This window comes from Streptomyces sp. NBC_00086 (genome assembly GCF_026343255.1).
In the GTDB taxonomy this organism is placed as follows: Bacteria; Actinomycetota; Actinomycetes; order Streptomycetales; family Streptomycetaceae; genus Streptomyces.
In genome coordinates this window covers 2,004,040-2,029,139 of sequence record NZ_JAPELZ010000001.1, presented here as the reverse complement: position 1 = coordinate 2,029,139, position 25,100 = coordinate 2,004,040, and the positions used below count along the sequence as shown (strand labels likewise).

Annotated in this window: 17 protein-coding genes; 13 read left to right on the top strand and 4 right to left on the bottom strand. The window is 70.6% G+C overall.

Annotated features, from left to right (window positions below; genetic code table 11):
• The first annotated feature begins 109 nt into the window (after positions 1-109).
• Together OG276_RS08930 and OG276_RS08925 are read left to right on the top strand one after the other, a co-directional pair.
• Positions 110-1,693, top strand: a complete 1,584-nt coding sequence (locus OG276_RS08930) for an RNA polymerase sigma factor (RefSeq protein ID WP_266903935.1) — start codon at positions 110-112, stop codon at positions 1,691-1,693.
• Positions 1,694-1,833: 140 nt separating this feature from the next.
• Positions 1,834-2,811 (top strand): serine protease, encoded by a 978-nt coding sequence (locus OG276_RS08925; RefSeq protein WP_266903934.1) that lies wholly within the window; start codon positions 1,834-1,836, stop codon positions 2,809-2,811.
• 127 nt (positions 2,812-2,938) lie between these two features.
• Here OG276_RS08925 and OG276_RS08920 read toward each other — a convergent pair whose 3' ends face one another.
• On the bottom strand, positions 2,939-3,175 hold the full coding sequence (locus tag OG276_RS08920) for a hypothetical protein (protein ID WP_112449103.1): 237 nt from the start codon (positions 3,173-3,175) through the stop codon (positions 2,939-2,941).
• Between the two features lie 446 nt (positions 3,176-3,621).
• Here OG276_RS08920 and OG276_RS08915 point away from each other — a divergent pair, with 446 nt between their 5' ends.
• The 3 genes from OG276_RS08915 to OG276_RS08905 all read left to right on the top strand — a co-directional run bounded on the left by OG276_RS08915 (position 3,622) and on the right by OG276_RS08905 (position 8,049).
• On the top strand, positions 3,622-5,742 hold the full coding sequence (locus OG276_RS08915; RefSeq protein ID WP_266903933.1) for a type IIA DNA topoisomerase subunit B: 2,121 nt from the start codon (positions 3,622-3,624) through the stop codon (positions 5,740-5,742).
• 187 nt (positions 5,743-5,929) lie between these two features.
• Complete coding sequence (locus OG276_RS08910) at positions 5,930-6,460, top strand: DUF485 domain-containing protein (RefSeq protein WP_266903932.1); 531 nt, start codon at positions 5,930-5,932, stop codon at positions 6,458-6,460.
• A complete protein-coding gene (locus OG276_RS08905) occupies positions 6,457-8,049 on the top strand; it encodes a cation acetate symporter (protein WP_266903931.1) in 1,593 nt (530 codons plus the stop codon). Before OG276_RS08910 ends, OG276_RS08905 begins: the two co-directional genes overlap by 4 nt.
• Before the next feature lie 38 nt (positions 8,050-8,087).
• On the opposite strand, the gene OG276_RS08900 is transcribed toward OG276_RS08905, so the two are convergent.
• Positions 8,088-8,849, bottom strand: coding sequence for a response regulator (locus OG276_RS08900; RefSeq protein WP_266903930.1), 762 nt, complete (start codon positions 8,847-8,849; stop codon positions 8,088-8,090).
• Positions 8,846-10,453, bottom strand: coding sequence for a sensor histidine kinase (locus tag OG276_RS08895; RefSeq protein WP_266903929.1), 1,608 nt, complete (start codon positions 10,451-10,453; stop codon positions 8,846-8,848). The genes OG276_RS08900 and OG276_RS08895 overlap by 4 nt, the downstream gene beginning before the upstream one ends.
• A 239-nt stretch (positions 10,454-10,692) precedes the next feature.
• On the opposite strand from OG276_RS08895, the gene OG276_RS08890 reads away from it, so the two are divergent.
• The 6 genes from OG276_RS08890 (at position 10,693) to OG276_RS08865 (ending at position 21,399) form a co-directional block, all read left to right on the top strand.
• Entirely contained in the window at positions 10,693-14,985 is a 4,293-nt protein-coding gene (locus tag OG276_RS08890; protein WP_266903928.1) for a discoidin domain-containing protein, read from the top strand.
• 181 nt (positions 14,986-15,166) lie between these two features.
• Positions 15,167-16,186, top strand: a complete 1,020-nt coding sequence (locus OG276_RS08885) for a LacI family DNA-binding transcriptional regulator (RefSeq protein WP_266903927.1) — start codon at positions 15,167-15,169, stop codon at positions 16,184-16,186.
• 234 nt (positions 16,187-16,420) lie between these two features.
• A complete protein-coding gene (locus OG276_RS08880) occupies positions 16,421-17,821 on the top strand; it encodes an ABC transporter substrate-binding protein (protein WP_266903926.1) in 1,401 nt (466 codons plus the stop codon).
• 103 nt (positions 17,822-17,924) lie between these two features.
• On the top strand, positions 17,925-18,833 hold the full coding sequence (locus OG276_RS08875) for a carbohydrate ABC transporter permease (RefSeq protein WP_266903925.1): 909 nt from the start codon (positions 17,925-17,927) through the stop codon (positions 18,831-18,833).
• 14 nt (positions 18,834-18,847) lie between these two features.
• Entirely contained in the window at positions 18,848-19,723 is an 876-nt protein-coding gene (locus OG276_RS08870) for a carbohydrate ABC transporter permease (protein ID WP_266903924.1), read from the top strand.
• A 68-nt stretch (positions 19,724-19,791) separates the two neighbouring features.
• On the top strand, positions 19,792-21,399 hold the full coding sequence (locus OG276_RS08865) for an alpha-amylase family glycosyl hydrolase (RefSeq protein WP_266903923.1): 1,608 nt from the start codon (positions 19,792-19,794) through the stop codon (positions 21,397-21,399).
• A 34-nt stretch (positions 21,400-21,433) separates the two neighbouring features.
• Here the strand turns inward: OG276_RS08865 and OG276_RS08860 are convergent, their stop codons facing one another.
• The gene (locus OG276_RS08860) at positions 21,434-22,687 is read right to left on the bottom strand and encodes a citrate synthase (RefSeq protein ID WP_266903922.1); all 1,254 of its coding nucleotides are present in this window, start codon (positions 22,685-22,687) and stop codon (positions 21,434-21,436) included.
• Between the two features lie 70 nt (positions 22,688-22,757).
• On the opposite strand from OG276_RS08860, the gene OG276_RS08855 reads away from it, so the two are divergent.
• Together OG276_RS08855 and OG276_RS08850 are read left to right on the top strand one after the other, a co-directional pair.
• Complete coding sequence (locus OG276_RS08855; RefSeq protein ID WP_266903921.1) at positions 22,758-23,918, top strand: citrate synthase; 1,161 nt, start codon at positions 22,758-22,760, stop codon at positions 23,916-23,918.
• Between the two features lie 43 nt (positions 23,919-23,961).
• The gene (locus tag OG276_RS08850) at positions 23,962-25,092 is read left to right on the top strand and encodes a GTP-binding protein (protein ID WP_266903920.1); all 1,131 of its coding nucleotides are present in this window, start codon (positions 23,962-23,964) and stop codon (positions 25,090-25,092) included.
• Positions 25,093-25,100: the final 8 nt, after the last annotated feature.

Genomic DNA, 25,100 nt, shown 5'->3' with positions numbered 1-25,100 from the left:
GCTCCCCGGCCCCTGCCCGCGCCCCCGGCCCATCCCCAGTCGGTGGTCGTCGGCTCCGGTCCAGCACCACCAGGCCGGGGTCGGAAGCCGTTTCCATCGTTCCGAGAGGTTGTTCGTGTCGGCCAGCACATCCCGTACGCTCCCGCCGGAGATCGCCGATTCCGAGTCTGTGATGGCGCTCATCGAGCGGGGCAAGGCCGAGGGGCAGATCGCCGGCGATGACGTGCGTCGGGCCTTCGAGGCTGACCAGATTCCTGCGACCCAGTGGAAGAATGTTCTGCGCAGCCTCAACCAGATCCTCGAGGAAGAGGGTGTGACGCTGATGGTCAGTGCCGCGGAGTCGCCCAAGCGCACCACCCGCAAGAGCGTCGCAGCGAAGAGCCCCGTCAAGCGGACGGCCACCGAGCCCGTCGCCAAGACGGCGGCCGCGCCCGCCGCGGCCGCTGCGGACACGGGGGCCGGGGCGGCGCAGCCGGAGCCCGTCGAAGCCGACGCCCTCGCGGAGGGGACCGCGACCGAGCCCGCCGCCAAGAAGACCGCGGCGAAGAAGACGGCGGCGAAGAAGGCCGCGCCCGCCAAGAAGACCGCGGCCAAGAAGACGGCGGCGAAGAAGACCGCCGCCAAGAAGGACGCCGACGAAGCGGGCGACGAAGAGACCGCTGAAGAAGGCCCCGGGGCAGCCAAGGCCGAGTCCGAGGACGAGGAGGAGGGCGCCGAGAGCAAGGGCTTCGTCATCTCGGACGACGAGGACGACGCCCCGGCCCAGCAGGTCGCCGTGGCCGGCGCCACCGCCGACCCCGTCAAGGACTACCTGAAGCAGATCGGCAAGGTCCCCCTCCTCAACGCCGAGCAGGAGGTCGAGCTCGCCAAGCGCATCGAGGCCGGACTCTTCGGCGAGGACAAGCTCGCCAACTCCGACAAGCTGGCGCCCAAGCTCAAGCGCGAGCTGGAGATCATCGCCGAGGACGGCCGCCGCGCCAAGAACCACCTGCTGGAGGCCAACCTCCGCCTCGTGGTCTCCCTCGCCAAGCGCTACACCGGCCGCGGCATGCTCTTCCTGGACCTCATCCAGGAGGGCAACCTGGGTCTGATCCGCGCCGTGGAGAAGTTCGACTACACCAAGGGCTACAAGTTCTCCACGTACGCCACCTGGTGGATCCGGCAGGCGATCACCCGGGCCATGGCCGACCAGGCCCGCACCATCCGCATCCCGGTGCACATGGTCGAGGTCATCAACAAGCTGGCCCGTGTCCAGCGCCAGATGCTCCAGGACCTGGGCCGCGAGCCCACCCCGGAGGAGCTGGCCAAGGAACTCGACATGACCCCCGAGAAGGTCATCGAGGTCCAGAAGTACGGCCGCGAGCCGATCTCCCTGCACACCCCGCTGGGCGAGGACGGCGACAGCGAGTTCGGAGACCTCATCGAGGACTCCGAAGCGGTCGTGCCGGCCGATGCCGTGAGCTTCACGCTCCTGCAGGAGCAGCTGCACTCGGTGCTCGACACCCTGAGCGAGCGCGAGGCGGGCGTGGTCTCGATGCGCTTCGGCCTCACGGACGGACAGCCCAAGACCCTCGACGAGATCGGCAAGGTCTACGGGGTCACCCGTGAGCGCATCCGCCAGATCGAGTCGAAGACCATGTCGAAGCTCCGTCACCCGTCCCGGTCCCAGGTGCTGCGCGACTACCTCGACTAGCACGGCCTGGGCCGGCCCGGTCCGCACCGGGCGCGGCGAGGGGTTCGCCGCAGGTCGTCGCCGGTGGCCGCGCGGGTGCGCACGGCCACCGGGCGTCCCACTCTGAGTGGAGTCATGCACACTCGGAGTCAGGAGGCCTCATGCGTCGTCCCTTTGCCCGTGTCCTGGCGGGAGCGCTGACCCTGGCGGCGGGAGCGGCGGCGGCGCCGCTCTCCCAGGCGCCGCGAGCGGCCGCGGACAGCGTGGTGATCGGCGGAAGGCCGGTGAAGGTGGCCGATGCCCCGTGGGTCGTGGCCCTCGCCAGCCGTGACCGGTTCGGGGGTACGCGCGGCGGCCAGTTCTGCGGGGGCGTTCTCGTCGCCCCGACCAAGGTGGTGACCGCGGCCCACTGCCTGGGGCGTCAGGTGCTGGGAGGCCCGGTCGAGTCCGTCCGCGATTTCCGGGTGATCACCGGGCGTACGGAGCTGCGCGCGAGCGAGGGCCGGGAGATCGCGGTGCGTTCCGCCCGGGTGAACCCGGCCTACGACCCGGGCAGCAATGCCGGCGACCTGGCCGTCCTGGAGCTGGTCGAAGCCGTGGCCGTGCAGAACGTGCTGCCGATGGCCGCCCTCGGGCATCCGGCGTACGGGGCCGGAACCGAGGCCGCCGTATACGGCTGGGGCGACACGAGCGGCTTCGGCGACTACGCCTACGGGCTGCGGGCCGCCGGGGTGACGGTGATGGCGGACGAGGTGTGCGGGCGGGCCTACCCGGGAGACGCCGACGGTCAGTACCGGGCCGACTCCATGGTGTGCGCGGGGGACCGCGCGGGCGGCAAGGACGCTTGCCAGGGCGACAGCGGCGGCCCGCTGGTGGCTCAGGGCCGGCTCATCGGGCTGGTGTCCTGGGGGCGCGGCTGCGGGCGCGCGGACAGCCCGGGGGTGTACACGCGGATCGCACCGCTGATTGGCTTCGTCGCCGAGTCCGGCTCTGCCACCGACTCCGCCAGCGGCCCGGAGACGGCCCGGGGGGCCCTGGGCCCTCCTGGTGCCCGCGGAGTCCTGGGGATGGACGTACGCCCCGCCCAGGGGCCCGGGAAGGGCCTCGCGGCGGGGGGCCGGCCCGCGCCGAAGCGCTGAACGCCGCCCGGACACGCCGAACGCTGTCCGGGCATGAGGACGGGCGGTGCCTCTGGGTCGCAGAGGTACCGCCCGTCGACCGGCTACGCCGGTCCTGGCTCGTCGGATGCGAGGTTTAGGCCTTGTGTCAGCGGTCCTCGGGTTCGGCGGCACTGGCCGCCGGAGCGGACGTAAGCCGCTCGGTCTCATCCTGTATTTCCGCGGCGATCTTCTTGAGTTCCGGCTCGAACTTGCGCCCGTGGTGGGCGCAGAAGAGCAGTTCACCGCCGCTCAGCAGGACGACGCGCAGATATGCCTGGGCGCCGCAACGGTCGCATCGGTCAGCGGCCGTCAGCGGGGTCGCGGGTGTCAGAACAGTAGTCACGTCGCCTCTTCTCTAGCTCGACGAGCTGTCGTACCAGGGTCAACATCCAACCAGGCCGAAAACGTTCCCGCTCGCGGCTTTTCCTCGAAACTTCCTTCCGAAGCTGGCCGGCCGTTGCCGGTTGGCGGCGAAGGAGCCGTATTGCGTTGCTTTACGGTTTCGCGTTGTCAGGTCGTTCGCTTGTCGCAGTTCTGCCCTCTCCGGCTGAGTGCCGGTTGTTCATGAGGACGTGCCCGAACACTAAATGGTTCATGCGTGGAAGGGAACGTGATGTTTGCTTCACCCTCCCGGGGGATCGAACAGGCGTACGGACCTGCACTAGGCTGGTGAAGGGGCTGGGATGGCGTTGCATCGGCTCTACCAGGCCTCGGTACCCTTCCAACGGCAACCGAGCCACCACTGCGCCCGACCGGGCCAGAAAAGAAATTCAGCGAGGAGCGAACTGCGTGACCGCCGACACGTCCGTGCCTTCCAGCGCACTGCTGACCGGAGCAGACCGGGACGGCTCCAACTACACCGCGCGGCACCTGCTCGTCCTCGAAGGCCTCGAGGCCGTCCGCAAGCGCCCCGGCATGTATATCGGCTCCACCGACAGCCGGGGCCTCATGCACTGCCTCTGGGAGATCATCGACAATTCGGTCGATGAGGCCCTGGGCGGGTACTGCGACCACATCGAGGTGATCCTCCACGAGGACTCCTCCGTGGAGGTCCGCGACAACGGCCGCGGCATCCCCGTGGACGTCGAGCCCAAGACCGGCCTCTCCGGCGTCGAGGTCGTCATGACCAAGCTGCACGCCGGCGGCAAGTTCGGCGGCGGGTCGTACGCGGCCTCCGGCGGCCTGCACGGCGTCGGTGCCTCCGTGGTCAACGCCCTCTCGGCGCGGCTGGACGTGGAGGTCGACCGGGGCAGCGCGACGCAGACCATCAGCTTCCGCCGCGGCGTCCCGGGCATGTTCACCGAGCAGGGCCCCGACAGCCCCTTCGACCCCGCGAACGGCCTGCGCAAGGGCAAGCGGATCGCCAAGGGCAAGACCGGCACCCGCATCCGCTACTGGGCCGACCGGCAGATCTTCCTCAAGGACGCCAAGCTCACGCTGGACACGCTCTACCAGCGCGCCCGCCAGACGGCCTTCCTCGTGCCCGGCCTGACCATCGTGGTCCGCGACGAGCGGGCCCTGGAAGGGGCCGGCAAGACCGAGGAGACCTTCCGCTTCGACGGGGGCATCAGCGAGTTCTGCGAGTACCTCGCCCAGGACAAGGCGGCCTGCGACGTCCTGCGCCTGACCGGCACCGGCATCTTCAAGGAGACCGTCCCGGTCCTCGACGACCTCGGCCACATGACCCCCACCGAGGTCACCCGTGAACTCGGCGTGGACATCGCCCTGCGCTGGGGCACGGGGTACGAGACGAACGTGAAGTCGTTCGTGAACATCATCGCCACCCCCAAGGGCGGCACCCACATCTCCGGCTTCGAGCGCTCGGTCACCAAGACCGTGAACGAGGTGCTGCGCTCCGCGAAGCTGCTGCGGGTCGCCGAGGACGACGTGGTCAAGGACGACGCGATGGAGGGCATGACGGCGGTCGTCACCGTCCGCCTCGCCGAGCCGCAGTTCGAGGGCCAGACCAAGGAGGTGCTCGGCACCTCGGCGGCCACCCGGATCGTCGCGGCCGTCGTCGCGAAGGAGCTCAAGGCCTTCCTGACCTCCACGAAGCGGGACGACAAGCAGCAGGCCCGCTCCGTGATGGAGAAGATCGTCGCGGCCGCCCGGACCCGGATCGCGGCCCGCCAGCACAAGGAGGCGCAGCGCCGCAAGACCGCGCTGGAGTCCTCCTCGCTGCCCGCCAAGCTGGCCGACTGCCGCAGCGACGACGTGGAGCGCAGCGAGCTCTTCATCGTCGAGGGGGACTCGGCGCTCGGCACGGCCAAGCTCGCCCGGAACTCCGAATTCCAGGCGCTGCTGCCCATCCGGGGCAAGATCCTCAACGTCCAGAAGTCCTCGGTCTCGGACATGCTCAAGAACGCCGAGTGCGGGGCGATCATCCAGGTCATAGGAGCCGGCTCGGGCCGGACCTTCGACATCGACGCCGCGCGGTACGGGAAGATCGTCCTGCTCGTCGACGCCGATGTGGACGGCGCGCACATCCGCTGCCTGCTGCTCACGCTCTTCCAGCGCTACATGCGCCCGATGGTCGAGGCGGGCCGGGTCTTCGCGGCCGTCCCGCCGCTGCACCGGATCGAGCTCGTCCAGCCGAAGAAGGGGCAGGACAAGTACGTGTACACGTACTCGGACAACGAGCTGCGCCAGACCCTGCTGGAGTACCAGCGCAAGAACATCCGGTACAAGGACTCGATCCAGCGCTACAAGGGCCTCGGCGAGATGGACGCCGACCAGCTGGCGGAGACCACCATGGATCCCCGTTTCCGCACCCTGCGCCGGATCAACATCGGCGATCTGGACTCGGCCGAGTCGGTCTTCGACCTGCTCATGGGCAACGAGGTGGCTCCGCGCAAGGAGTTCATCACCAGTTCCGCCGCCACCCTGGACCGCTCGCGGATCGACGCCTGAGCGGACCCCGAGCGGACCCCGAGCTACCGGGAGACCTCCGGTGGCACTTCCGGGGCACTGGCACACCGGTGCTCTTCACTCCATCACCTGATGGAGTGAAGAGCACCGGGACACCAGTCCGGAAACCTTCCCTCCCGCACATCCTTGTGGGCACGCGGCCACTGCGGCGGCGGACAAGGAGAGTTCGGTGGACAAGCACGAAGGTCGTGATGCCGGAACGATCCGGCTGGACGACCCCTGGTACGACGCGCTGGCCGTCGGTTGGGGCGAGGGCGAGGGGTCCGGCGGAGCGTCGGGCGGCGGAGCGGAAACGTCACCCCCGAGCTCCGGCCCCGGCGCCGAACCCGCGCGCGCAGCGTCCGACATCTACCTCGAAGTGCAGCGCAGCGCCGCCTTCCAGGAAGTGCGCGGCCGCTACCGGAGGTTCGTCGTCCCCGCGACCGTCGGCTTCTTCCTCTGGTACGTGGCCTACGTGATCGCCGCCACCACGGCGCCCGGCATGATGGCCCGGCCGGTGTTCGGGTCCGTGAACGTGGCCCTGCTCGCTGGCCTCGGCCAGTTCCTCAGCACCTTCCTGCTGACCTGGGCCTACGCCCGGCACGCCCGGCTGCGGCGGGACCGCGCGGCCCTGGACCTTCGCTGGACGGTCTTCGAGCAGGAGCAGGTCCGCCGGGCGGATGCCGGGGAGCGCACCCGGACCCGGGGGGCGGGCCGGTGACCACCGAGCACCAGACCCTGGCGCTGCTCCTGTTCAGCGTCTTCATCGCCGTCACCCTGGGCATCACCACCTGGGTGAGCCGCAACAGGCACGGTTCGGCAGAGGAGTTCTACGCGGGCGGGCGACTGTTCTCGCCGATGGAGAACGGTTTCGCCATCGCCGGTGACTACATGTCCGCCGCCTCCTTCCTGGGCATCTCCGGCCTCATCGCCCTCTTCGGCTACGACGGCCTGCTGTACTCGGTGGGCTTCCTCGTCGCCTGGCTGGTCGTCCTGTTCCTCGTCGCCGAACTCGTCCGCAACTGCGGCCGGTTCACCCTCGCCGACGTGGTCGCCGCGCGGATGAGCGAGCGGCCGGTGCGGATCGCCGCCGGGACCTCGTCGGTGGTCGTCTCCGTGCTGTACCTCGTCGCGCAGATGGTCGGCGCCGGCAGCCTCGTGGGCCTGCTGCTCGCCGACTCGGGCCGGACCGCACGGACGTTGACCGTCATCGGGGTCGGCGCCCTCATGGTGATCTACGTGTCCTTCGGCGGGATGCGGGCCACCACCTGGATCCAGATCGTCAAGGCCGTGCTGCTGATGGGCGGGGCGATCACCCTGACCGTGCTCGTGCTGCTGCGCTTCCACGGGAACTTCGACCAGCTGCTCAGCAGCGCCGCAGAGCGCAGCGGGTACGGTGACCGGTTCCTGGGCCCCGGGCTCAAGTACGGCGGGGACTGGACGGCCCGCTTCGACTTCATGAGCCTCGGGCTCGCGCTGGTCCTGGGCACGGCCGGGCTGCCGCACATCCTGTCGCGCTTCTACACCGTGCCCACGGCGCGGGCGGCCCGCCGGTCGGTGGTGTGGGCGATCGGGCTGATCGGCGGCTTCTACCTGATGACCATCGTGCTGGGCTTCGGTGCTGCGGCGCTGCTCGGGCCGGAGCAGGTCAGGGCCTCCAACGCCTCGGGGAACACGGCGGTTCCGCTGCTCGCGGCCTTCCTGGGCGGCGGGGCCGACTCGACCGGCGGCGCGGTGCTGTTCGCCTTCGTGGCGGCCATCGCCTTCGCGACCATCCTCGCGGTGGTCGCGGGGATCACCCTCGCCTCGTCGGCGTCCGTCGCGCACGACCTGTACGCCTCGCTCAAGCGCCGCCACGCCAAGCAGCGCAGCGAGGTGACGGTGGCCAGGATGGCGGCGGTCGGGATCGGGGCGGTGGCGATCGCGCTGGGGCTGCTGGCCCAGGACCTGAACGTGGCCTTCCTGGTGGGTCTGGCCTTCGCCGTGGCGGCCTCGGCGAACCTGCCGGTGCTCCTGTACTCGCTGTTCTGGCGCGGGTTCACCACGCGGGGCGCCGTCTGGTCGGTGTACGGGGGGCTGCTCCCGGCCGTGCTGCTGGTGGCCCTGTCCCCGGTGGTCTCCGGCAGCCCCGAATCCCTTTTCCCTGGTGTGGACTTCCAGCTCTTCCCGCTCCAGAACCCCGGCCTCGTGTCCATCCCGCTGGGCTTCCTGGCGGGCTGGCTGGGCACCGTGACCTCGGCGGAGGAGCCGGACGAGCGGCGGCACGCCGAGACCGAGGTCCGCGCGCTGACCGGGGCCGGGGCGGTGTAGGGCCGACATGGCGGGGGAGCGGGACCGGCCGGCCGGTGTCAGCCCGTGGTGGGCGGGCGCCAGGCGTACCGGTGTTCCGGGCGGCCCGTTTCGCCGTAGCGCAGGGCGAGGGTGACGCGGCCGGTGCGGTCGAGGAGTTTGAGGTAGCGCTGGGCGGTCTGGCGGCTGATGCCCGCGCGGTCGGCGATCTGCTGGGTGGAGAGCGGGCCTTCGGCCGCGCGCAGGATTCCGCGGACCAGGTCGGCGGTGGTGGGGGAGTGTCCCTTCGGGAGGTCGCTCGGGGCGTCGGCGCCGGCCGCGGCCAGGGCGCCGAAGATCCGGTCCACCTCCGCCTGTTCGGCCTCGCCGCCCGTGTCCAGGGTGCGGCGCAGGGCCCCGTAGGCCTCCAGGCGGGTGCGCAGACCCGCGAAGGTGAACGGCTTGACCAGGTACTGGAGGGCGCCGAGGCGCATCGCGGCCTGCACGGTGGCCAGGTCGCGGGCGGCCGTCACCATGATCACGTCGGTGTGGTGGCCGCGCTCGCGCAGGCGCCGGACCAGGTCGAGGCCGTTCTCGTCGGGGAGGTAGTGGTCGAGGAGGATGAGGTCCACCGGGCGTGAGTCGAGGAAGGCCAGTGCCTCCGCCGCCGAATGGGCCTGGGCCGACACGCGGAAGCCGGGAACCTTGGCCACGTAGGCCGCGTTGATCCGGGCAACACGCATGTCGTCGTCGACGACCAGTACGTCAAAAGCACCGAAGATGCCGGATCCGCCCGATCCGGCAGGTGAGCCGGATGCGCTGAACACGTCGGAATCGTTCATCGCAGGGCCTCCGGGAGCACGACGGAGAATTCCGTCCCTCCGTCCGCTGCCTCGCCGGCCCGGACGGTGCCGCCCTGCCGTTCGGCCAGGCGCCGCACCAGGGCGAGACCGAGCCCGCGTCCGCGGTGGGCGCCGGCCGGGGGCTGTTTGGTCGACCAGCCCTCGGTGAAGATCTCCTCGCGGCGCGCCACCGGGACGCCGGGGCCGCTGTCGCGGACCAGCAGGACCGCCGTGCGGCCGTCCGCACGGATGTCGACCTCGACCAGCGGTGCGGGCGAGCCGACCGCGGCATCCAGCGCGTTGTCGACGAGGTTGCCGAGGATGGTGACCAGACCGCCCGGGTCGACGAGTCGGTCGGGCAGCAGGGCGGAATCGGCCAGCCGCAGGGGGACCCCGCGCTCCGCGGCGACCGTGGCCTTGCCCATCAGCAGAGCGGCCAGCAGCGGGTCGTGCACCTTCTCGGTGACCTGTTCGGCGGTGCTGCGGTGCACGCCGACCACCTCCGTGACGAACTCCGCGGCCTCCTCGTACAGGCCCAGTTCCAGCAGGCCCAGGAGGGTGTGGAGCCGGTTGGCGTGCTCGTGGTCCTGGGCGCGCAGGGCGTCGATCAGGCCCTTGGTGGAGTCGAGCTCGCGGCCCAGGTGCTCCAGTTCGGTGCGGTCGCGCAGGGTGGCCACTGCTCCGCCGTCCTCGGTGGGCATCCGGTTGGCGACCAGGACCCGGCTGCCCTGGACCGTGAGCAGGTCGCGGCCGGTGACCCGGCCGGTGAGGACGTCGGTGGTGCGGCCCGCGCCGAGCACCTCGTCCAGCGCGCGCCCCGCGACGGCGTCGGCGGCCTCGGGGGCGAGGCCCAGTAGCCGGGCCGCCTCGTCGTTGACCAGCCGGACCCGGCCGGCCCGGTCGAGGGCGATCACGCCTTCGCGGATGGAGTGCAGCATCGCCTCGCGCTCGGCGAGCAGGCCCGCGATATCGGAGAAGGCCAGGTCGCGGGTCTGTCGGTGGATCCTGCGCGAGAGCAGGTAGGCGGCGAGGGCGCCCGCGGCCAGGGCGCCGCCCGCGTAAGCGAGAAGGCCCGGGATGGCGCCCAGCAGGCGGCCCTGGACGCTGTCGTAGGCGATGCCGACCGAGACGGCGCCGACGATCTCGCCGTCGGCGGCGAGCAGGGGCACCTTGCCGCGCGCGGAGCGGCCCAAGGTGCCCTCGTCGATCTCCATGACCTCGCGGCCGGCCAGGACGTCACCGGGGTCGGTGGAGACGTGCCGGCCGATGCGGTCGGGGCTCGGGTGCGAGCGGCGGATCCCGTACAGGTCCAGGACCACCACGTACTCGGCGCCCGTGGCCGAGCGGATCCGCTCGGCCGAGGCCTGTACCGGGCTGTCCGGCGAGGGGGGCGAGCCGAGGAGGCCGGTGGCCAGGGCGGGGTCGGCGGCGGCGCTCTGGGCGATGGTCAGGGCGCGCCGCATGGCCTGGTCGTCGAGCTGTGCGCTCAGCGGGGCCAGGAAGAGGCCGGTGGCCAGGGCGAGGACCCCGGCGGCGATGGCGAGCTGGGTCAGCAGGATCTGGGAGGCGGCCCGTCGGGGGAGCCCGAGGCGCCGAGCGCTCATGTGGAGGAACCGCAGGGACCGCATGAGTACGAACGGTAGAGCGGTTCGGGCGTAAGCGGAATTTCTCCCCCTCACGCAAATGGCTTGCGTTATTTGCGCCCAGCTTGCGCAAGCGATGAAGGCATGAAAGTGCGGTCAGAGATGTAGACGACTCGCCAAAGCTCTGCAACTCTCGCACCGCGCACTGCAAATTTGTCGCTCTTGTGGTTCAGAAAGTTCATGTCGAGGGACGAGGACATATGAGAAGGCACAACTGGAGATGGCGGACCCTGGCCGCCTTGATCAGCACGGCCCTGCTGATGCTGGGCTGGCCCGCTCTGACCGCCGCGGCCGCCGGCGGACCGAGCGTCTCGGCGGGCAGGCCCGCCACGGCGAGCAGCACCAACGGCGCCTACGCGGCCGGCAACGTCACCGACGGCAACCAGTCCTCGTACTGGGAGAGCGCCGGCAGCACCTTCCCGCAATGGGTGCAGACCGACCTCGGAGCCACCACCCGCGTCGACCAGGTGGTGCTCAAGCTCCCCGCCTCCTGGGAGAGCCGCAACCAGACCCTGTCCGTCCAGGGCAGCGCCGACGGCACCAGCTTCAGCACCCTGGTGAGCTCGGCGACGTACACCTTCGGCCAGGGCGCCGGGAACGTGGTCACCATCGGCTTCCCGGCCACCCAGGCCCGGTACGTGCGGATCGACATCACCGCCAACACCGGCTGGCAGGCCGCCCAGCTCTCCGAGCTGGAGGTCCGCGCCCCCGGTGACTCCGGGACCAACCTGGCCCTCGGCAAGACCTTCACCGCGAGCAGCAACACCCAGGTCTACGTGCCGGGCAATGCCGGCGACGGCAACTCCGCCAGCTACTGGGAGAGCGTCAACAACGCCATGCCCCAGTGGCTCCGGGCCGACCTGGGCTCCTCCGTCCGCGTGGACCGCGTGGTCCTCAAGCTGCCCGAGAACTGGGGTGCCCGCACCCAGACCCTCAAGATCCAGGGCAGCGCGAACGGGACGGACTACACCGACCTGACGGCGTCCAAGGCGTACGAGTTCAACGCCGCCGCCGCCAACGCGGTGACCATCACCTTCGACGCCACCACCACCCGCTACGTGCGGGTGTGGATATCGGCCAACTCCGTACAGCCCGGCGGGCAGCTCTCCGAGCTGGAGATCTACGGCCCGACGACCGGTGACACCCAGGCCCCGACGGCCCCGACCGCCCTCGCTTACACCGAGCCCGCGACCGGCCAGATCAAGCTCACCTGGAACGCCGCCACCGACAACACGGGCGTCACCGGGTACGAGGTGTACGCCAACAACCAGCTGCGCACCAGCGTCGCGGGCAACGTCACGACCTACACCGACACCCAGCCCGCCTCCGCGAGCGTGACCTACTACGTCCGGGCCAAGGACGCGGCCGGCAACCAGTCGGCGAACAGCAACAGCGTCACCCGCGCCGGCGACACCGGCGACACCCAGGCCCCGACCGCCCCGGCGGCCCTGGCCTTCACCGAGCCGGCCGCCGGCCAGATCAAGCTGGCCTGGCAGGCCTCCACCGACAACGTCGGCGTCACCGGCTACGAGGTCTTCGCGAACAACCTGCTGCTCACCACGGTCGCGGGCAACCTCACCACCTACACGGACACCCAGCCGGCCACCGCCACCGTGAGCTACTTCGTCCGGGCCAAGGACGCGGCGGGCAACCGCTCCGGCGACAGCAACTCCGTCACCCGCAACGGCAGCGGAGGCACGGGCGGCTCCAACCTGGCCGTCGGCAAGCCCATCGAGGGCTCCTCCGTGATCCACACCTTCGTCGCGGAGAACGCCAACGACAACAGCACCTCCACCTACTGGGAGGGCGCGGGCGGCGCCTACCCGAGCACGCTGACCGTCAAGCTCGGGTCGAACGCCGACGTCGACCGCCTGGTCCTCAAGCTCAACCCGGACAGCAGCTGGGGCACCCGCACCCAGAACATCCAGGTGCTCGGCCGCGAGCAGAGCGCCTCGGGCGTCACCGGCCTGGTGGCCGCCAAGGACTACGTCTTCAACCCGGCCTCCGGCTCCAACACCGTCACCATCCCGGTGAACGCCCGGGTCGCGGACGTGCAGCTGCGCTTCACCTCCAACACCGGCTCCTCCAACGGCCAGATCGCCGAGTTCCAGGTCTTCGGCGTCGCGGCGCCCAACCCGGACCTCCAGGTCACCGCGGTGAGCGCCGCCCCGGCCACCCCGGTCGAGTCGGACTCCGTCACTCTGTCCGCCACCGTCAAGAACAGCGGCCCGGCCCCGGCGGCGTCGACCTCCGTCTCCTTCCGGCTCGGCGGCTCGAAGATCGCCTCCGCCAGCGTGCCCGCGCTGGCCGCGGGCGCCTCGGCCGAGGTCACTGCCGGGATCGGTCCGCGCGACGCCGGCACCTACCCGCTGAGCGCGGTCGTCGACGAGGCGAACACGGTCATCGAGCAGAACGAGACCAACAACAGCCTCACCGGCTCCCCGCTGGTGGTCCGCCCGGTCGACAGCTCGGACCTGGTGGCCTCGTCCGTCGCCTGGTCGCCCAGCGCCCCGTCCGCCGGCCAGTCCGTGGGATTCTCCGTCACGGTCAAGAACCAGGGCACCGTGGCCGCCGCCGCGGGCGCCCACAACGTCACCCTCACCCTGCAGGACGCGGGCGGCGCCACCGTCCGTACGCTGACCGGATCCTTCAGCGGAGCGCTCGCGGCCGGTGCCTCCTCGGCGCCGATCGCCCTCGGCAACTGGACGGCGGCCAACGGCAAGTACACCGTCAAGGTGGTCCTCGCCGACGACGCCAACGAACTGCCGGTCAAGCGCGCCAACAACACCTCCACCAAGCCCTTCTTCGTCGGCCGCGGGGCGAACATGCCCTTCGACACCTACGAGGCCGAGGACGGCGTGGTCGGCGGCGGAGCGGGCGTCGTCGGCCCCAACCGGACCGTCGGTGACATCGCCGGCGAGGCCTCGGGCCGCAAGGCCGTGAACCTGGACGCGACCGGCGAGTACGTCGAGTTCACCACCCGGGCCGCGACCAACACCCTGGTCACCCGCTTCTCCATCCCGGACGCCCCGGGCGGCGGCGGCATCGACTCCACCGTCAACGTCTACGTCAACGGCGTCCTCAAGAAGGCCCTGCCGCTGACCTCGAAGTACGCCTGGCTCTACGGGGCCGAGGCCGGCCCGGGCAACGCCCCGAGCGCCGGAGCCCCGCGGCACATCTACGACGAGGCCAACATCCTGCTCGGCGAGACCGTCCCGGCGGGCAGCAAGATCCGCCTCCAGAAGGACGCGGCGAACACCACCACCTACGCGATCGACTTCGTGAGCCTGGAACAGGCCACGGTGATCCCCAACCCCGACCCGGCCACCTACACGGTGCCCACCGGTTTCACCCACCAGGACGTGCAGAACGCCCTGGACAAGGTCCGCATGGACACCACGGGCAAGCTCGTGGGCGTCTACCTGCCGCCGGGCGACTACGACACGGCCAGCAAGTTCCAGGTGTACGGCAAGGCCGTGCAGGTCGTCGGGGCCGGACCGTGGTTCACCCGCTTCCACGCCCCGTCCTCGCAGGACAACACCGACAACGGCTGGCGCGCGGAGGGCACCGCGAAGGGCTCGTCCTTCACGGGCTTCGCCTACTTCGGCAACTACACCTCGCGCATCGACGGTCCGGGCAAGGTCTTCGACTTCGCCAACGTGAGCGACATGACCATCGACAACATCTGGAACGAACACCAGGTGTGCCTCTACTGGGGCGCCAACACCGACCGGATCACGATCAAGAACTCGCGGATCCGCGACACCTTCGCCGACGGCATCAACATGACCAACGGCAGCACGGACAACCTCGTGACCAACATCGAGGCGCGGTCCACGGGTGACGACAGCTTCGCGCTGTTCTCCGCGATCGACGCGGGCGGCGCGGACATGAAGAACAACGTCTACGAGAACCTGAGCGCGATCCTCACCTGGCGTGCGGCCGGTGTCGCCGTCTACGGCGGCTTCGACAACACCTTCCGCAACATCTACATCGCCGACATCCTCGTCTACTCGGGCATCACCATCAGCTCGCTGGACTTCGGGTATCCGATGAACGGATTCGGGACCGACCCGACGCTCTTCGAGAACATCTCGATCGTCCGGGCCGGAGGCCATTTCTGGGGGGCGCAGACCTTCCCCGGAATCTGGATCTTCTCGGCGTCCAAGGTGTTCCAGGGAATCCGCATCAACAACGTGGACATCGTGGATCCGACCTACAGCGGAATCATGTTCCAGACGCAGTACGTCGGCGGCCAGCCGGTCAATCCCATCAAGGACACCATTCTGAAGGACATCACCATCACGGGGGCGAAGAAGAGCGGTGACGCCTTCGACGCCAAGTCCGGGTTCGGTCTCTGGGCGAACGAGATGCCCGAGGCGGGACAGGGTCCGGCGGTGGGTGAGGTGACCATCCAGAACCTGAGGATGAGCGACAACGCCGTGGACGTGCGGAACACGACCTCGACGTTCAAGATCAACCAGCTGCCCTAGCGGGCGGCCCGCACCGGGGAACGAGGGCGGCGGGGCATCCCTTCGGGGTGCCCCGCCGCTCGCCGCCGGGAGATCGCCGGGGCCGGTGGGGCGCGGGGGGTTCCGCGCCGGTTTCCGATGGGCCAAACTGGCCGTAATCGAACTGCAAGGAACTTGCAGTGTTTGCGCTACTCTTGCGTTCATGACGCGACGACTTGCTCAAGTGGCGAAGAAGGTGGGGGTCAGCGAGGCAACGGTCAGCCGGGTGCTCAACGGCAAGCCGGGCGTCTCGGACGCAACCCGCCAGTCCGTGCTCACGGCCCTGGACGTCCTCGGCTACGAGCGCCCCACCCAGCTGCGCGGCGAACGCGCCCGGCTGGTCGGCCTGGTCCTGCCGGAACTCCAGAACCCGATCTTCCCGGCCTTCGCCGAGGTGATCGGCGGCGCACTGGCCCAGCAGGGGCTGACCCCGGTGCTCTGCACGCAGACCACGGGCGGGGTCTCCGAGGCCGACTACGTCGAGCTCCTGCTCCAGCAGCAGGTGTCCGGCGTCGTCTTCGCCGGCGGGCTCTTCGCGCAGGCCGACGCCCCGCACGAGCACTACCGGCTGCTCCACGACCGCAAGGTCCCGGTGGTGCTGATCAACGCCTCGATAGAGGACCTCGGCTTCCCGTGCGTCTCCTGCGACGACGCCGTCGCGGTCGAACAGGCCTGGCGCCACCTGGCCTCCCTCGGTCACGAGCGCATCGGGCTGGTGCTGGGCCCGCCCGACCACATCCCCTCCCTGCGCAAGCTGGTTGCCGCCCAGGCGGTCGCCGCGGCGGCCGGCACCGAGCTGCCCGCCGCCCACGTGGAGCGGGCGCTGTTCTCCCTGGAGGGCGGCCACGCGGCCACGTCGAGGCTGCTGGACCGCGGGGTGACCGGCATCATCTGCGCGAGCGACCCCCTGGCCCTGGGGGCCATCCGTGCGGCCCGCCGCCGCGGGCTGGACGTGCCCCGCGAGGTCTCCGTCGTCGGGTACGACGACTCGGCCTTCATGAACTGCACCGAACCCCCGCTGACCACCGTCCGGCAGCCCATCGAGGCCATGGGCCGGGCGGCCGTGGAGCTGCTCACCGCACAGATCCAGGGGGCCGCCGTACAGCCCGGAGAGCTGCTCTTCGAGCCCGAGCTCGTCGTGCGGGGCTCCACCGCGCAGGTGCCGCGCCCCCGTCCGGAGTAACGCCCCGCCGGGCTCCACCGAGTTGAGCCCCCGGCCACAGGGCCCCGAAACGTCCCGCTGACGTTTCGGGGCCCTGTTTTGCGTTCACCCTCCGTGCCACCCGGCGCTCTGCTGCCAATCTCTTGCGAAATCTGCGCGAGATATTGCGTTCATCTGTCGGTGGTGGTTGAGTGTGCCGCGCTCGCCTCCATACACGCCCCACGCCTCCTGCTCGATGCTCGAAGGGGACCACCGATGAGAACCAACATCCGCCGCACCACCGCGACCGCCCTCGTCTCGGCGCTCGCCGTCACCGCCCTCGCGGCCTGCGGTACGAGCAGCAGCGGGGACGACACCAAGAACCAGCCGTCCGGCGGTTCCACGGACGCCTCCGCGCCGCTCGACCCGAAGGCCAAGGTCACCATCTCCATCGACTGCATGCCGCCGGCGGCGAAGGCCGCCGAGCTCAAGCAGTGGAAGGAGGACGTGGCGGAGTTCAACAAGACCTACCCGAACGTCACGATCGACGGCCGCTCCACCCCCGGCCAGTGCCTGGAGCCCCCGCGGTTCACGGCGATGCTCAAGGCCAAGTCGCAGCCGGACGTCTTCTACGCCTACTTCACCGATCTCAAGCAGGTCCTGGACAACGACGGCGCCGAGGACATCTCGGCCTACGTCACGGCCAAGACGGTTCCGGGCATCGACGACATCGACAAGAACGTCGTCAACACCCTCAAGCAGGACGGCAAGCTCTACGGGCTGCCCACCAGCAACTACACGATGGGCCTGCTGATCAACCGCAAGCTCTTCCAGCAGGCGGGCCTCAACCCCGACCAGCCCCCGCGCACCTGGGACGAGGTCCGCGCGGCCGCCAAGAAGATCGCGGGCCTCGGAAACGGCACCGCCGGCTACGGCGAGTACAGCGTCGAGAACACCGGCGGCTGGCACTTCACGGCCGCCATGTACGGCCTGGGCGGCGACGTCGTCGGAGCCGACGGCAAGGCGGCCTTCAACAACGCGACAGGCAAGCAGGTCGTGGACAACCTCCGCGCCATGCGCTGGGAGGACGACAGCATGGGCAAGACCCAGCTGCTCAAGTGGGGCGACCTGCAGAAGCAGATGGCCTCGGACAAGCTCGGCATGTTCCTCGCCGCGCCCGACGACATCACCTACATGGTCCAGCAGCTCGCGGGCAAGTACGAGAACTTCGGCATGGGCCCCATCCCCGGCGGCGCCGCGACGCTGGCCGGCGGCAACGGCTACATGATCAAGAAGGGCAGCTCGCCGGACAAGGTCAAGGCCGCGATCGCCTGGCTGAACTTCAAGACGCTCGCGGTCGGCAAGGGGCAGTTCCAGTACGACCGTTCCAAGACCGACGGCCTGCCGGTCGGGCTTCCGCAGCCCGCCTTCTTCACCGGCGCCAGCAAGGCCAAGGACGACGAGCTGAAGGCCGCCAGCGCCACCATGCCGGTCGCCAACTTCAAGTCCTTCCTGGACAACCCGGTGGCCGGCAAGGCCGAGCCGGCGAAGGCCCAGGAGGTCTACAAGGTCCTCGACAAGGTGATGTCGGGGGTCCTGACCAACAAGGACGCCGACCCGGCGCAGCTCCTCGCGGAGGCCGAGAAGGCCGTCAACCAGGTGCTGGCCAACCAGTAGCGGTCCCAGGGCGCGGGTCCGGGCGGCCTCCCCGGCCCGGACCCGCCCGCAGGTCCCGTACCCCGCAAACCGATGGCGACGACCCACCAAGGAGCGAGCGGCGATGTCGGCTCCCACCCTGTCCGGTACCTCTCGCGAGGAGTTCTCCCGGGCGTTCAAGCGGAACCTATCGGCCCACGGCTTTCTGATCGGCGCCGTCCTCTGCTTCTCCTTCTTCTCCTGGTACCCGATGGTCCGGGAGTTCCTGCTGGCCTTCCAGAAGACCGAGGGCGGAGCCGTCCACTGGGTCGGCTGGGACAATTTCCGCTACGTCTTCAACGACCCGGCGTTCTGGCAGGCCTGGCGCAACACCCTGCTCTTCAGCGGCCTCGCGCTGGTCCTCGGCTTCGCCGTCCCGTTCGTGGTCTCGGTCGTGCTCAACGAATTCCGGCACGCGCAGGGTTACTTGCGCCTGCTGGTCTACCTCCCGGTGATGATGCCGCCGGTGGCCTCGATCCTGCTCTTCAAGTACTTCTACGACCCCGGTTACGGGGTCTTCAACAGGATTCTGGAATTCCTGCACCTGCCGGCGCAAGACTGGCTGCAATCCACCGATACCGCGATGCTCTCCGTGGTCATCGCTTCCACGTGGATGAACATGGGCGGCGCGACCCTGATCTATCTGGCGGCCCTCCAGGGCATTCCCGGAGAGCTCTACGAAGCGGCGGAGCTCGACGGAGCCGGGGTGCTGCGCAAGATCTGGCACGTCACGATCCCGCAGACCAAGCTCATCCTCTCGCTGATGCTGCTCATGCAGGTCATCGCGACGATGCAGGTGTTCGTCGAACCGTTCATGCTCACGGGCGGCGCCGGTCCCGAAGGATCGACCACCACCGTCGTCGTCCTCATCTACCAGTACGCCTTCAGTTTCAACCAGTACGGCGGCGCCGCGGCCCTGGGCCTGTGCCTGCTCGTCCTGCTCGCCGGCTTCTCCGCCGTGTACGTCCGGCTGAGCCGCGACAACGAGAACTGACGGGAGCACCTCACATGTCGGAGCGCACGCTCATATCGCCGGCCCAACTCGGCCGCACCCGGGGCAAGATCGCCTACTGGACCGTCCTGGCCGTGGTCGTGATCGGCTTCACGGTCGTCTTCCTCGGGCCCCTCTACTGGATGGTCGCCAACGGGCTCAAGAGCACCGCGGAGTTCACCCAGGTCCCGCCGACCGTGGTGCCGGACTCCCTGCACGCCGAGAACTACTCGGCGGCCTGGAAGGTCATGGACCTCGCCAAGCTGCTGTTCAACACCCTCTACTACGCCTTCGGCGCCCTCGCCTTCCAGCTCGTCCTCGACGTGGCCGCCGCCTACTCGCTGTCCAAGCTCCGCCCGGTCTTCGGCAAGGCCGTCCTCGGCATGATGCTGGCGACCCTGATGATCCCGGCCACCGTCCTCGTCGTACCGCAGTACCTCACGGTCCTGGACATGCCGCTCATCGAGCGGAACCTGCTCAACACACCCTGGGTGATCTGGCTGCCCTCGGTCACGAACGCCTTCAACATCTTCCTTCTGAAACGATTCTTCGACTCCATCCCCGGCGAGATCCTCGATGCCGCCGCCATCGACGGAGCCTCCGCCCTGCGCATCCTGCGCTCCGTGGTCCTGCCGATGTCCCGGCCCGTCCTCGGCGTCGTGTCGATCTTCGCCATCGTCGGAGTGTGGAAAGACTTCCTCTGGCCCATGCTCACCCTCCCCGACCCGGCCCTGCAGACGCTCAACGTCGGCATCTACTCACTCGCCAGGGGAGTGCCCGAGAACCATCTCGTCGCCGCGCTCGCGATGGCCTCGGCGCCCACGCTCATCATCTTCCTGATCTTCCAGCGCAACATCATGAGCGGCCTGACGGCAGGCTCCCTCAAGGGGTGAGCACCACCCCGCACCGCCGCCGTGCCCGGCCGCCCCCTGTGAAAAGAACGCTGTGAAAGGACCCCTCCGTGGCTGACTTTCCCCTGCCCGAAAACGCCGCCGACTGGTGGCGCTCGGCCGCCATCTACCAGGTGTACGTACGGAGCTTCGCCGACGGCGACGGGGACGGCACCGGTGACCTGGTGGGCGTCCGGGCCCGTCTCCCCTACCTCGCCGAACTGGGCGTCGATGCCCTCTGGTTCACCCCCTGGTACCTCTCCCCGCTCGCCGACGGCGGCTACGACGTCGCCGACTACCGCACCATCGACCCCGCCTTCGGCACCCTCGCCGAAGCCGAGAAGCTCATCGCGGAAGCCCGTGAGCTGGGCATCCGCACCATTGTCGACATCGTCCCGAACCACGTGTCCGACCAGCACGCCTGGTTCAAGGCAGCCCTCGACGCCGGCCCCGGCAGTCCCGAGCGGGAGCTCTTCCACTTCCGCCCCGGCCGCGGCGAGAACGGCGAACTGCCGCCGGGGGACTGGCCCTCGCAGTTCAACGGAGCGGCCACCTGGACGCGGGTACCGGACGGGGAGTGGTACCTGCACCTCTTCACCCCCGAGCAGCCCGACCTCAACTGGGACCATCCCGCCGTCCGCCGGGAACACGAGGAAGTCCTGCGGTTCTGGTTCGAGCGCGGAGTGTCCGGCGTACGGATCGACTCCGCGGCCCTGCTCGCCAAGGACCCGGCCCTGCCCGACCTGGCCGGCCGCTCACCCGAGCCGTGGCCCGGAGAGGTGCACCCGTACATCGACCGCGACGACCTGCACACCATCTACCGCTCGTGGCGGGCCATCGCCGACGAGTACGGGGCCATCTTCGTCGGCGAGGTCTGGCTGCCGGACTCCGAGCGCTTCGCCCGCTACCTGCGCCCCGACGAACTGCACACCGCCTTCAACTTCTCCTTCCTCAGCTGCCCGTGGGACGCCGGCCGGCTGCGCACCTCCATCGAGGAGACACTCGCCGAGCACGCCCCCGTGGGAGCCCCGGCCACCTGGGTGCTGTGCAACCACGACGTGACCCGTACGGTCACCCGCTACGGGCGCGCCGACACCGGTTTCGACTTCGCCACCAAGGCCTTCGGGACCCCCGCCGACCTGGCCCTGGGCACCCGGCGGGCCCGCGCCGCCGCGCTGCTGACCCTCGCCCTGCCCGGCGCCGTCTACGTGTACCAGGGCGAGGAACTGGGGCTTCCGGAGGCCGACATCCCGCTCGGCCGGATCCAGGACCCCATGCACTTCCGGTCGGGCGGCACCGATCCCGGACGGGACGGTTGCAGGGTCCCACTGCCGTGGACCGCCGAGCCCTGGAACGAGCCCTGGCTGCCCCAGCCGGCGAGCTGGCCGCAGTACGCCGCGGACCGGCAGGACGGGGACCCGGCCTCGATGCTCACCCTCTACCGGACGGCCCTGGGCCTGCGCCGCGCCGCGGCCGGCTTCGGCGGCGGATCGCTTCAGTGGCTGCCCGCGCCGCCCGGGGTGCTCGCCTTCAGCCGCCCCGACGGGCTGGTCTGCGTGGCCAACCTGTCCCCGGAGCCGGTCCCGCTGCCGGCCCACACGAGCCTCCTGCTGAGCAGCTCCGCCCTGGATGCGGACGGGCTGCTCGGGCAGGACACGGCGGTCTGGCTGCGGACCTGACGCCGCGGCCGGACCGTCGGAACCACCGCGCCCGTCACGGCAACGGCTGTGGCGGGCGGGGCCCGTGGTACTGCCCGCTCGGTCGCATCCGCAGCGGGCGCTCCTCGTACTCCTCCAGCGCGTGCGCGATCCACCCGGCCGTACGGGCCACCGCGAAGACGGTCTCCCCGGCCTCCGGGGCCATTCCGAAGGAGACCGTCAGCACCGCCAGCGCCAGGTCCACGTTGGGGTACAGGCCGCCGCCGTGCCGGGCCGTCACCCCGGCCACCTCGCGCGCCGCGCCCAGCGCCGGAGCGGCCTGCGCGAGCGGCTCCAGCCGTGCGAACAGGGCCGTCGCCCGCGGGTCCTGGCCCTCGTACAACCGGTGCCCGAGCCCGGGCACCCGGCGCCCGGCCCGCAGGTACTCCGCCACCACCGGGGCCGCGCCGCCCCGCTCCAGCACCTCCACCAGCATCCGGTGCGCGAGCCGCCCGGCCGCTCCGTGCAGGGGCCCTTCGAGCGCGCCGAGCCCGGCCGAGACCACCGCGTACGGATGCGCGCGCGCCGACGCGGCCACCCGTACGGCCAGGGTCGAGGCGGCCAGGTCGTGGTCGGTCAGCAGGGCCAGGGCCAGGTCCAGTACGGCCAGCGCGTCCGGATCGGGATCCAGGGCGGAGAGCCGGGGCCACAGCTGCCGGGCGAGGCGGCCGTCCCCGCCCCACTGCGCGGGGCCCACCTCGGGCAGGGCGCCGACCAGGGTGGGGATCAGGGAGCGCGCGGAGCCCAGTACGGACGGCCCGGACAGGTCGAAGCGCAGCGGGTCCGCGACCGCCGCGGCGGCGACGGCCACCCGCAGCCGGTCGATCGGACCACTGTGCTCGGGCAGCGCGGCGACCGCCCGCCGGGCCGCGGCGAGGGATTCCGGGGGAGCGGTGAACCGGGCCCCGCGCACCAGGGTCCCCGTCCAGAGCCACTCGGCGACCTCCTCGTAGCGGTACCGCGAGGCCAGCTCCACGGCGTCCACCCCGCGGAAGTAGTACCGGTCGGCCTCGATGAGGGTGAGCGCGGTGCGTACGGACAGCTCCCCGGCGGAGGCCGCCGAACCGGAGGGTCCCGCCGCCTCGCGGCGGCTGCGCCGGGCCAGGGCCTCCACCTCTCGGGCGTCGAAACTGCTGCCGCGTCCGACCGGGTCGCGGCGGCTCGTGAGCTGGCCGCGGCTGACGTACGCGTACACGGTCGCGGGTTTCACCCCCAGCAGCCGGGCCGCCTCCTGGGTGCCGATCCTTCGCTCACCGGGCTCGTCGCTCATGACGCACACCCTACATATATTGATTGGATCAATATTGACAGTGATTGAGTCCATCATGGATGGTCGATCCATGAACACCACCGTCGCACCTGCCGAAACCCCCCGCGGACTCGCGGGAGTCGTGGTCACCGAGACCCAGCTCGGTGACGTCCGAGGCCGCGAAGGCTTCTACCACTACCGCCAGTACTCGGCCGTCGAGCTCGCCGGGAGCCGCACCTTCGAGGACGTGTGGCACCTGATGTTCCGCGGGACCCTGCCGGCCGACGCCGCCGAACGGGCCGCCTTCGCGGCCGAGATCGCCCCGCTGCGCAGGCTCCCCGCCGAGGTGCGGGACGCCCTGCCCGCCCTGGCCCGCGCCACCGCCCTGTCCGGCCCGCTCGCCGGACTGCGCACGGCGCTCTCCCTGCTCGGCGCCTCCGCGGGCTTCCGCCCGGTCTACGACCTGACCCCCGAGCGCCGGGCCGCCGACGCGCTGGCCGCCTGCGCCGCCGTACCGACCCTGCTCACCGCCCTGTACCGGCTCGGCCAGGGGCTGGAGCCGGTGGAACCGCGGGACGACCTCCCGTACGCGGCGAACTACCTCCACATGCTGACCGGACGGGAACCCGAGCCGGTCAGGGCCCGCGCGGTCGAGCGGTACCTGATCTCCACGATCGACCACGGCTTCAACGCCTCAACCTTCACCGCCCGCGTGATCGCCTCCACCGGCGCCGACGTCGCGGCCTGCCTGACCGGGGCGATCGGCGCACTCTCCGGTCCGCTGCACGGCGGCGCCCCCAGCCGGGCCCTGGACACCCTGGACGCCATCGGCACGGCCGACCGGATCGACCCGTGGATCCGCGAGCGGGTCCTCGCCGGCGACCGGATCATGGGCTTCGGACACCCCGTCTACCGCACCGAGGACCCGCGCTCGCGGATGCTGCGCGGGATCGCCCTGCAGTTCGGCGGCCCGCTCGTGGACTTCGCCGTGGAGGTCGAGCGGCACGTCGAGGAGATCCTCGCCGAGCTCAAGCCGGGCCGGGAACTGCACACCAACGTGGAGTTCTACGCGGGCGTGGTCATGGAGCTGTGCGGCCTGCCGCGCGAGATGTTCACGCCGACCTTCTGCGCGGCCCGCGTGGTCGGGTGGAGCGCGAACGTCCTGGAGCAGGCCGCCGACCCGAAGATCATCCGACCGGCCGCCCGCTACACCGGCCCGACCCCGCCCCGGCCAGTGCCCGCCCTCGGCTGACGCCAGTGCTGTGACCGGGACGGCACTGGCTACGATCGACCGGGTGAACAGCATCCCCGTCATCGTCCTGGCCGGCTTCCTCGGATCCGGCAAGACGACCGTCCTCAACCACCTCCTCGGCAACCGGGGCGGCACCCGGATCGGGGTCGTCGTCAACGACTTCGGCTCCATCGAGGTCGACGCGATGTCGGTGGCAGGCCAGGTCGGCGACTCGATGGTCTCCCTCGGCGGCGGCTGCCTGTGCTGCGCGGTGGACGGCAGCGAGCTGGACGCGTACCTGGAGAAGCTCGCCGACCCCGTCCACCGCATCGACGTGATCGTCATCGAGGCGAGCGGGCTGGCGGAGCCCGAAGAGATGGTCCGGATGCTCGTCGCCAACGAGAATCCGGCGGTCCGCTACGGCGGCATGGTGCAGATCGTCGACGCGGCGGAGTTCGACGCCACCCGGGACAAGCACCCCGAGACCGACCGGCACCTGGCCGTCGCCGACCTGGTGGTGCTCAACAAGACCGACCGGATCGACGCCGTCGAACGCACCCGGATCGAGGGCGCGCTCGCCGCGCTCTGCGCACCGGGGATCCCGGTCGTCGGCGCGGACCACGGGCGGATCGATCCGGAACTGCTCTTCGACCGCCGCCCGTGGACCGAGACGCGCGGCCAGCTCTCCTTCGAGGACCTGCTGGCCCAGGCCCACGACCACGACCATGCTCGTGCGACGGATCACGACCACGAGACGGATCACGCGCAGCACGTCCACGCGGCCTACACGAGCACGGAGTTCGTGTCCGAGCAGGCCCTCGGCCCGCGCCGGTTCATCGAGTTCCTCGACCGCCGCCCGGCCGGCCTCTACCGGATCAAGGGCTCCGTCCACTTCGGCGTTCCCGGCCACGAGGAGCGTTACGAGGTCCAGGCGGTCGGCCGCTTCCTCCGCTTCGCCCCGCACCCCTGGGGCCCGGGCGAACCGCGCCTGACGCAGCTCGTCCTGATCGGCTCGGGCACCGACGGCCCCGCCCTGCTCCGCGAGCTGGAGGCCTGCCGCGAACCGGAGCCGTGGCACGCGCCCCCGGAGAGCATGTGGGGCGTCCTGCGCTACGTACACCGCCCGGCGGAGCCGGCCCCGGACTTCGAACCGGACTCCGACTCGGCCACCGATCCCGATCCCGACGACTTCTAGGCGCCGCC

Bases quoted from the DNA above. Each gene is read 5' to 3' on its own strand.
- OG276_RS08925 (WP_266903934.1), top strand. From the start codon at position 1,834: ATGCGTCGTCCCTTTGCCCGTGTCCTGGCGGGAGCGCTGACCCTGGCG.
- OG276_RS08900 (WP_266903930.1), bottom strand. From the start codon at position 8,849: ATGAACGATTCCGACGTGTTCAGCGCATCCGGCTCACCTGCCGGATCG.
- OG276_RS08895 (WP_266903929.1), bottom strand. From the start codon at position 10,453: ATGAGCGCTCGGCGCCTCGGGCTCCCCCGACGGGCCGCCTCCCAGATC.
- OG276_RS08890 (WP_266903928.1), top strand. From the start codon at position 10,693: ATGAGAAGGCACAACTGGAGATGGCGGACCCTGGCCGCCTTGATCAGC.
- OG276_RS08885 (WP_266903927.1), top strand. From the start codon at position 15,167: ATGACGCGACGACTTGCTCAAGTGGCGAAGAAGGTGGGGGTCAGCGAG.
- OG276_RS08880 (WP_266903926.1), top strand. From the start codon at position 16,421: ATGAGAACCAACATCCGCCGCACCACCGCGACCGCCCTCGTCTCGGCG.
- OG276_RS08875 (WP_266903925.1), top strand. From the start codon at position 17,925: ATGTCGGCTCCCACCCTGTCCGGTACCTCTCGCGAGGAGTTCTCCCGG.
- OG276_RS08870 (WP_266903924.1), top strand. From the start codon at position 18,848: ATGTCGGAGCGCACGCTCATATCGCCGGCCCAACTCGGCCGCACCCGG.
- OG276_RS08860 (WP_266903922.1), bottom strand. From the start codon at position 22,687: ATGAGCGACGAGCCCGGTGAGCGAAGGATCGGCACCCAGGAGGCGGCC.
- OG276_RS08855 (WP_266903921.1), top strand. From the start codon at position 22,758: ATGAACACCACCGTCGCACCTGCCGAAACCCCCCGCGGACTCGCGGGA.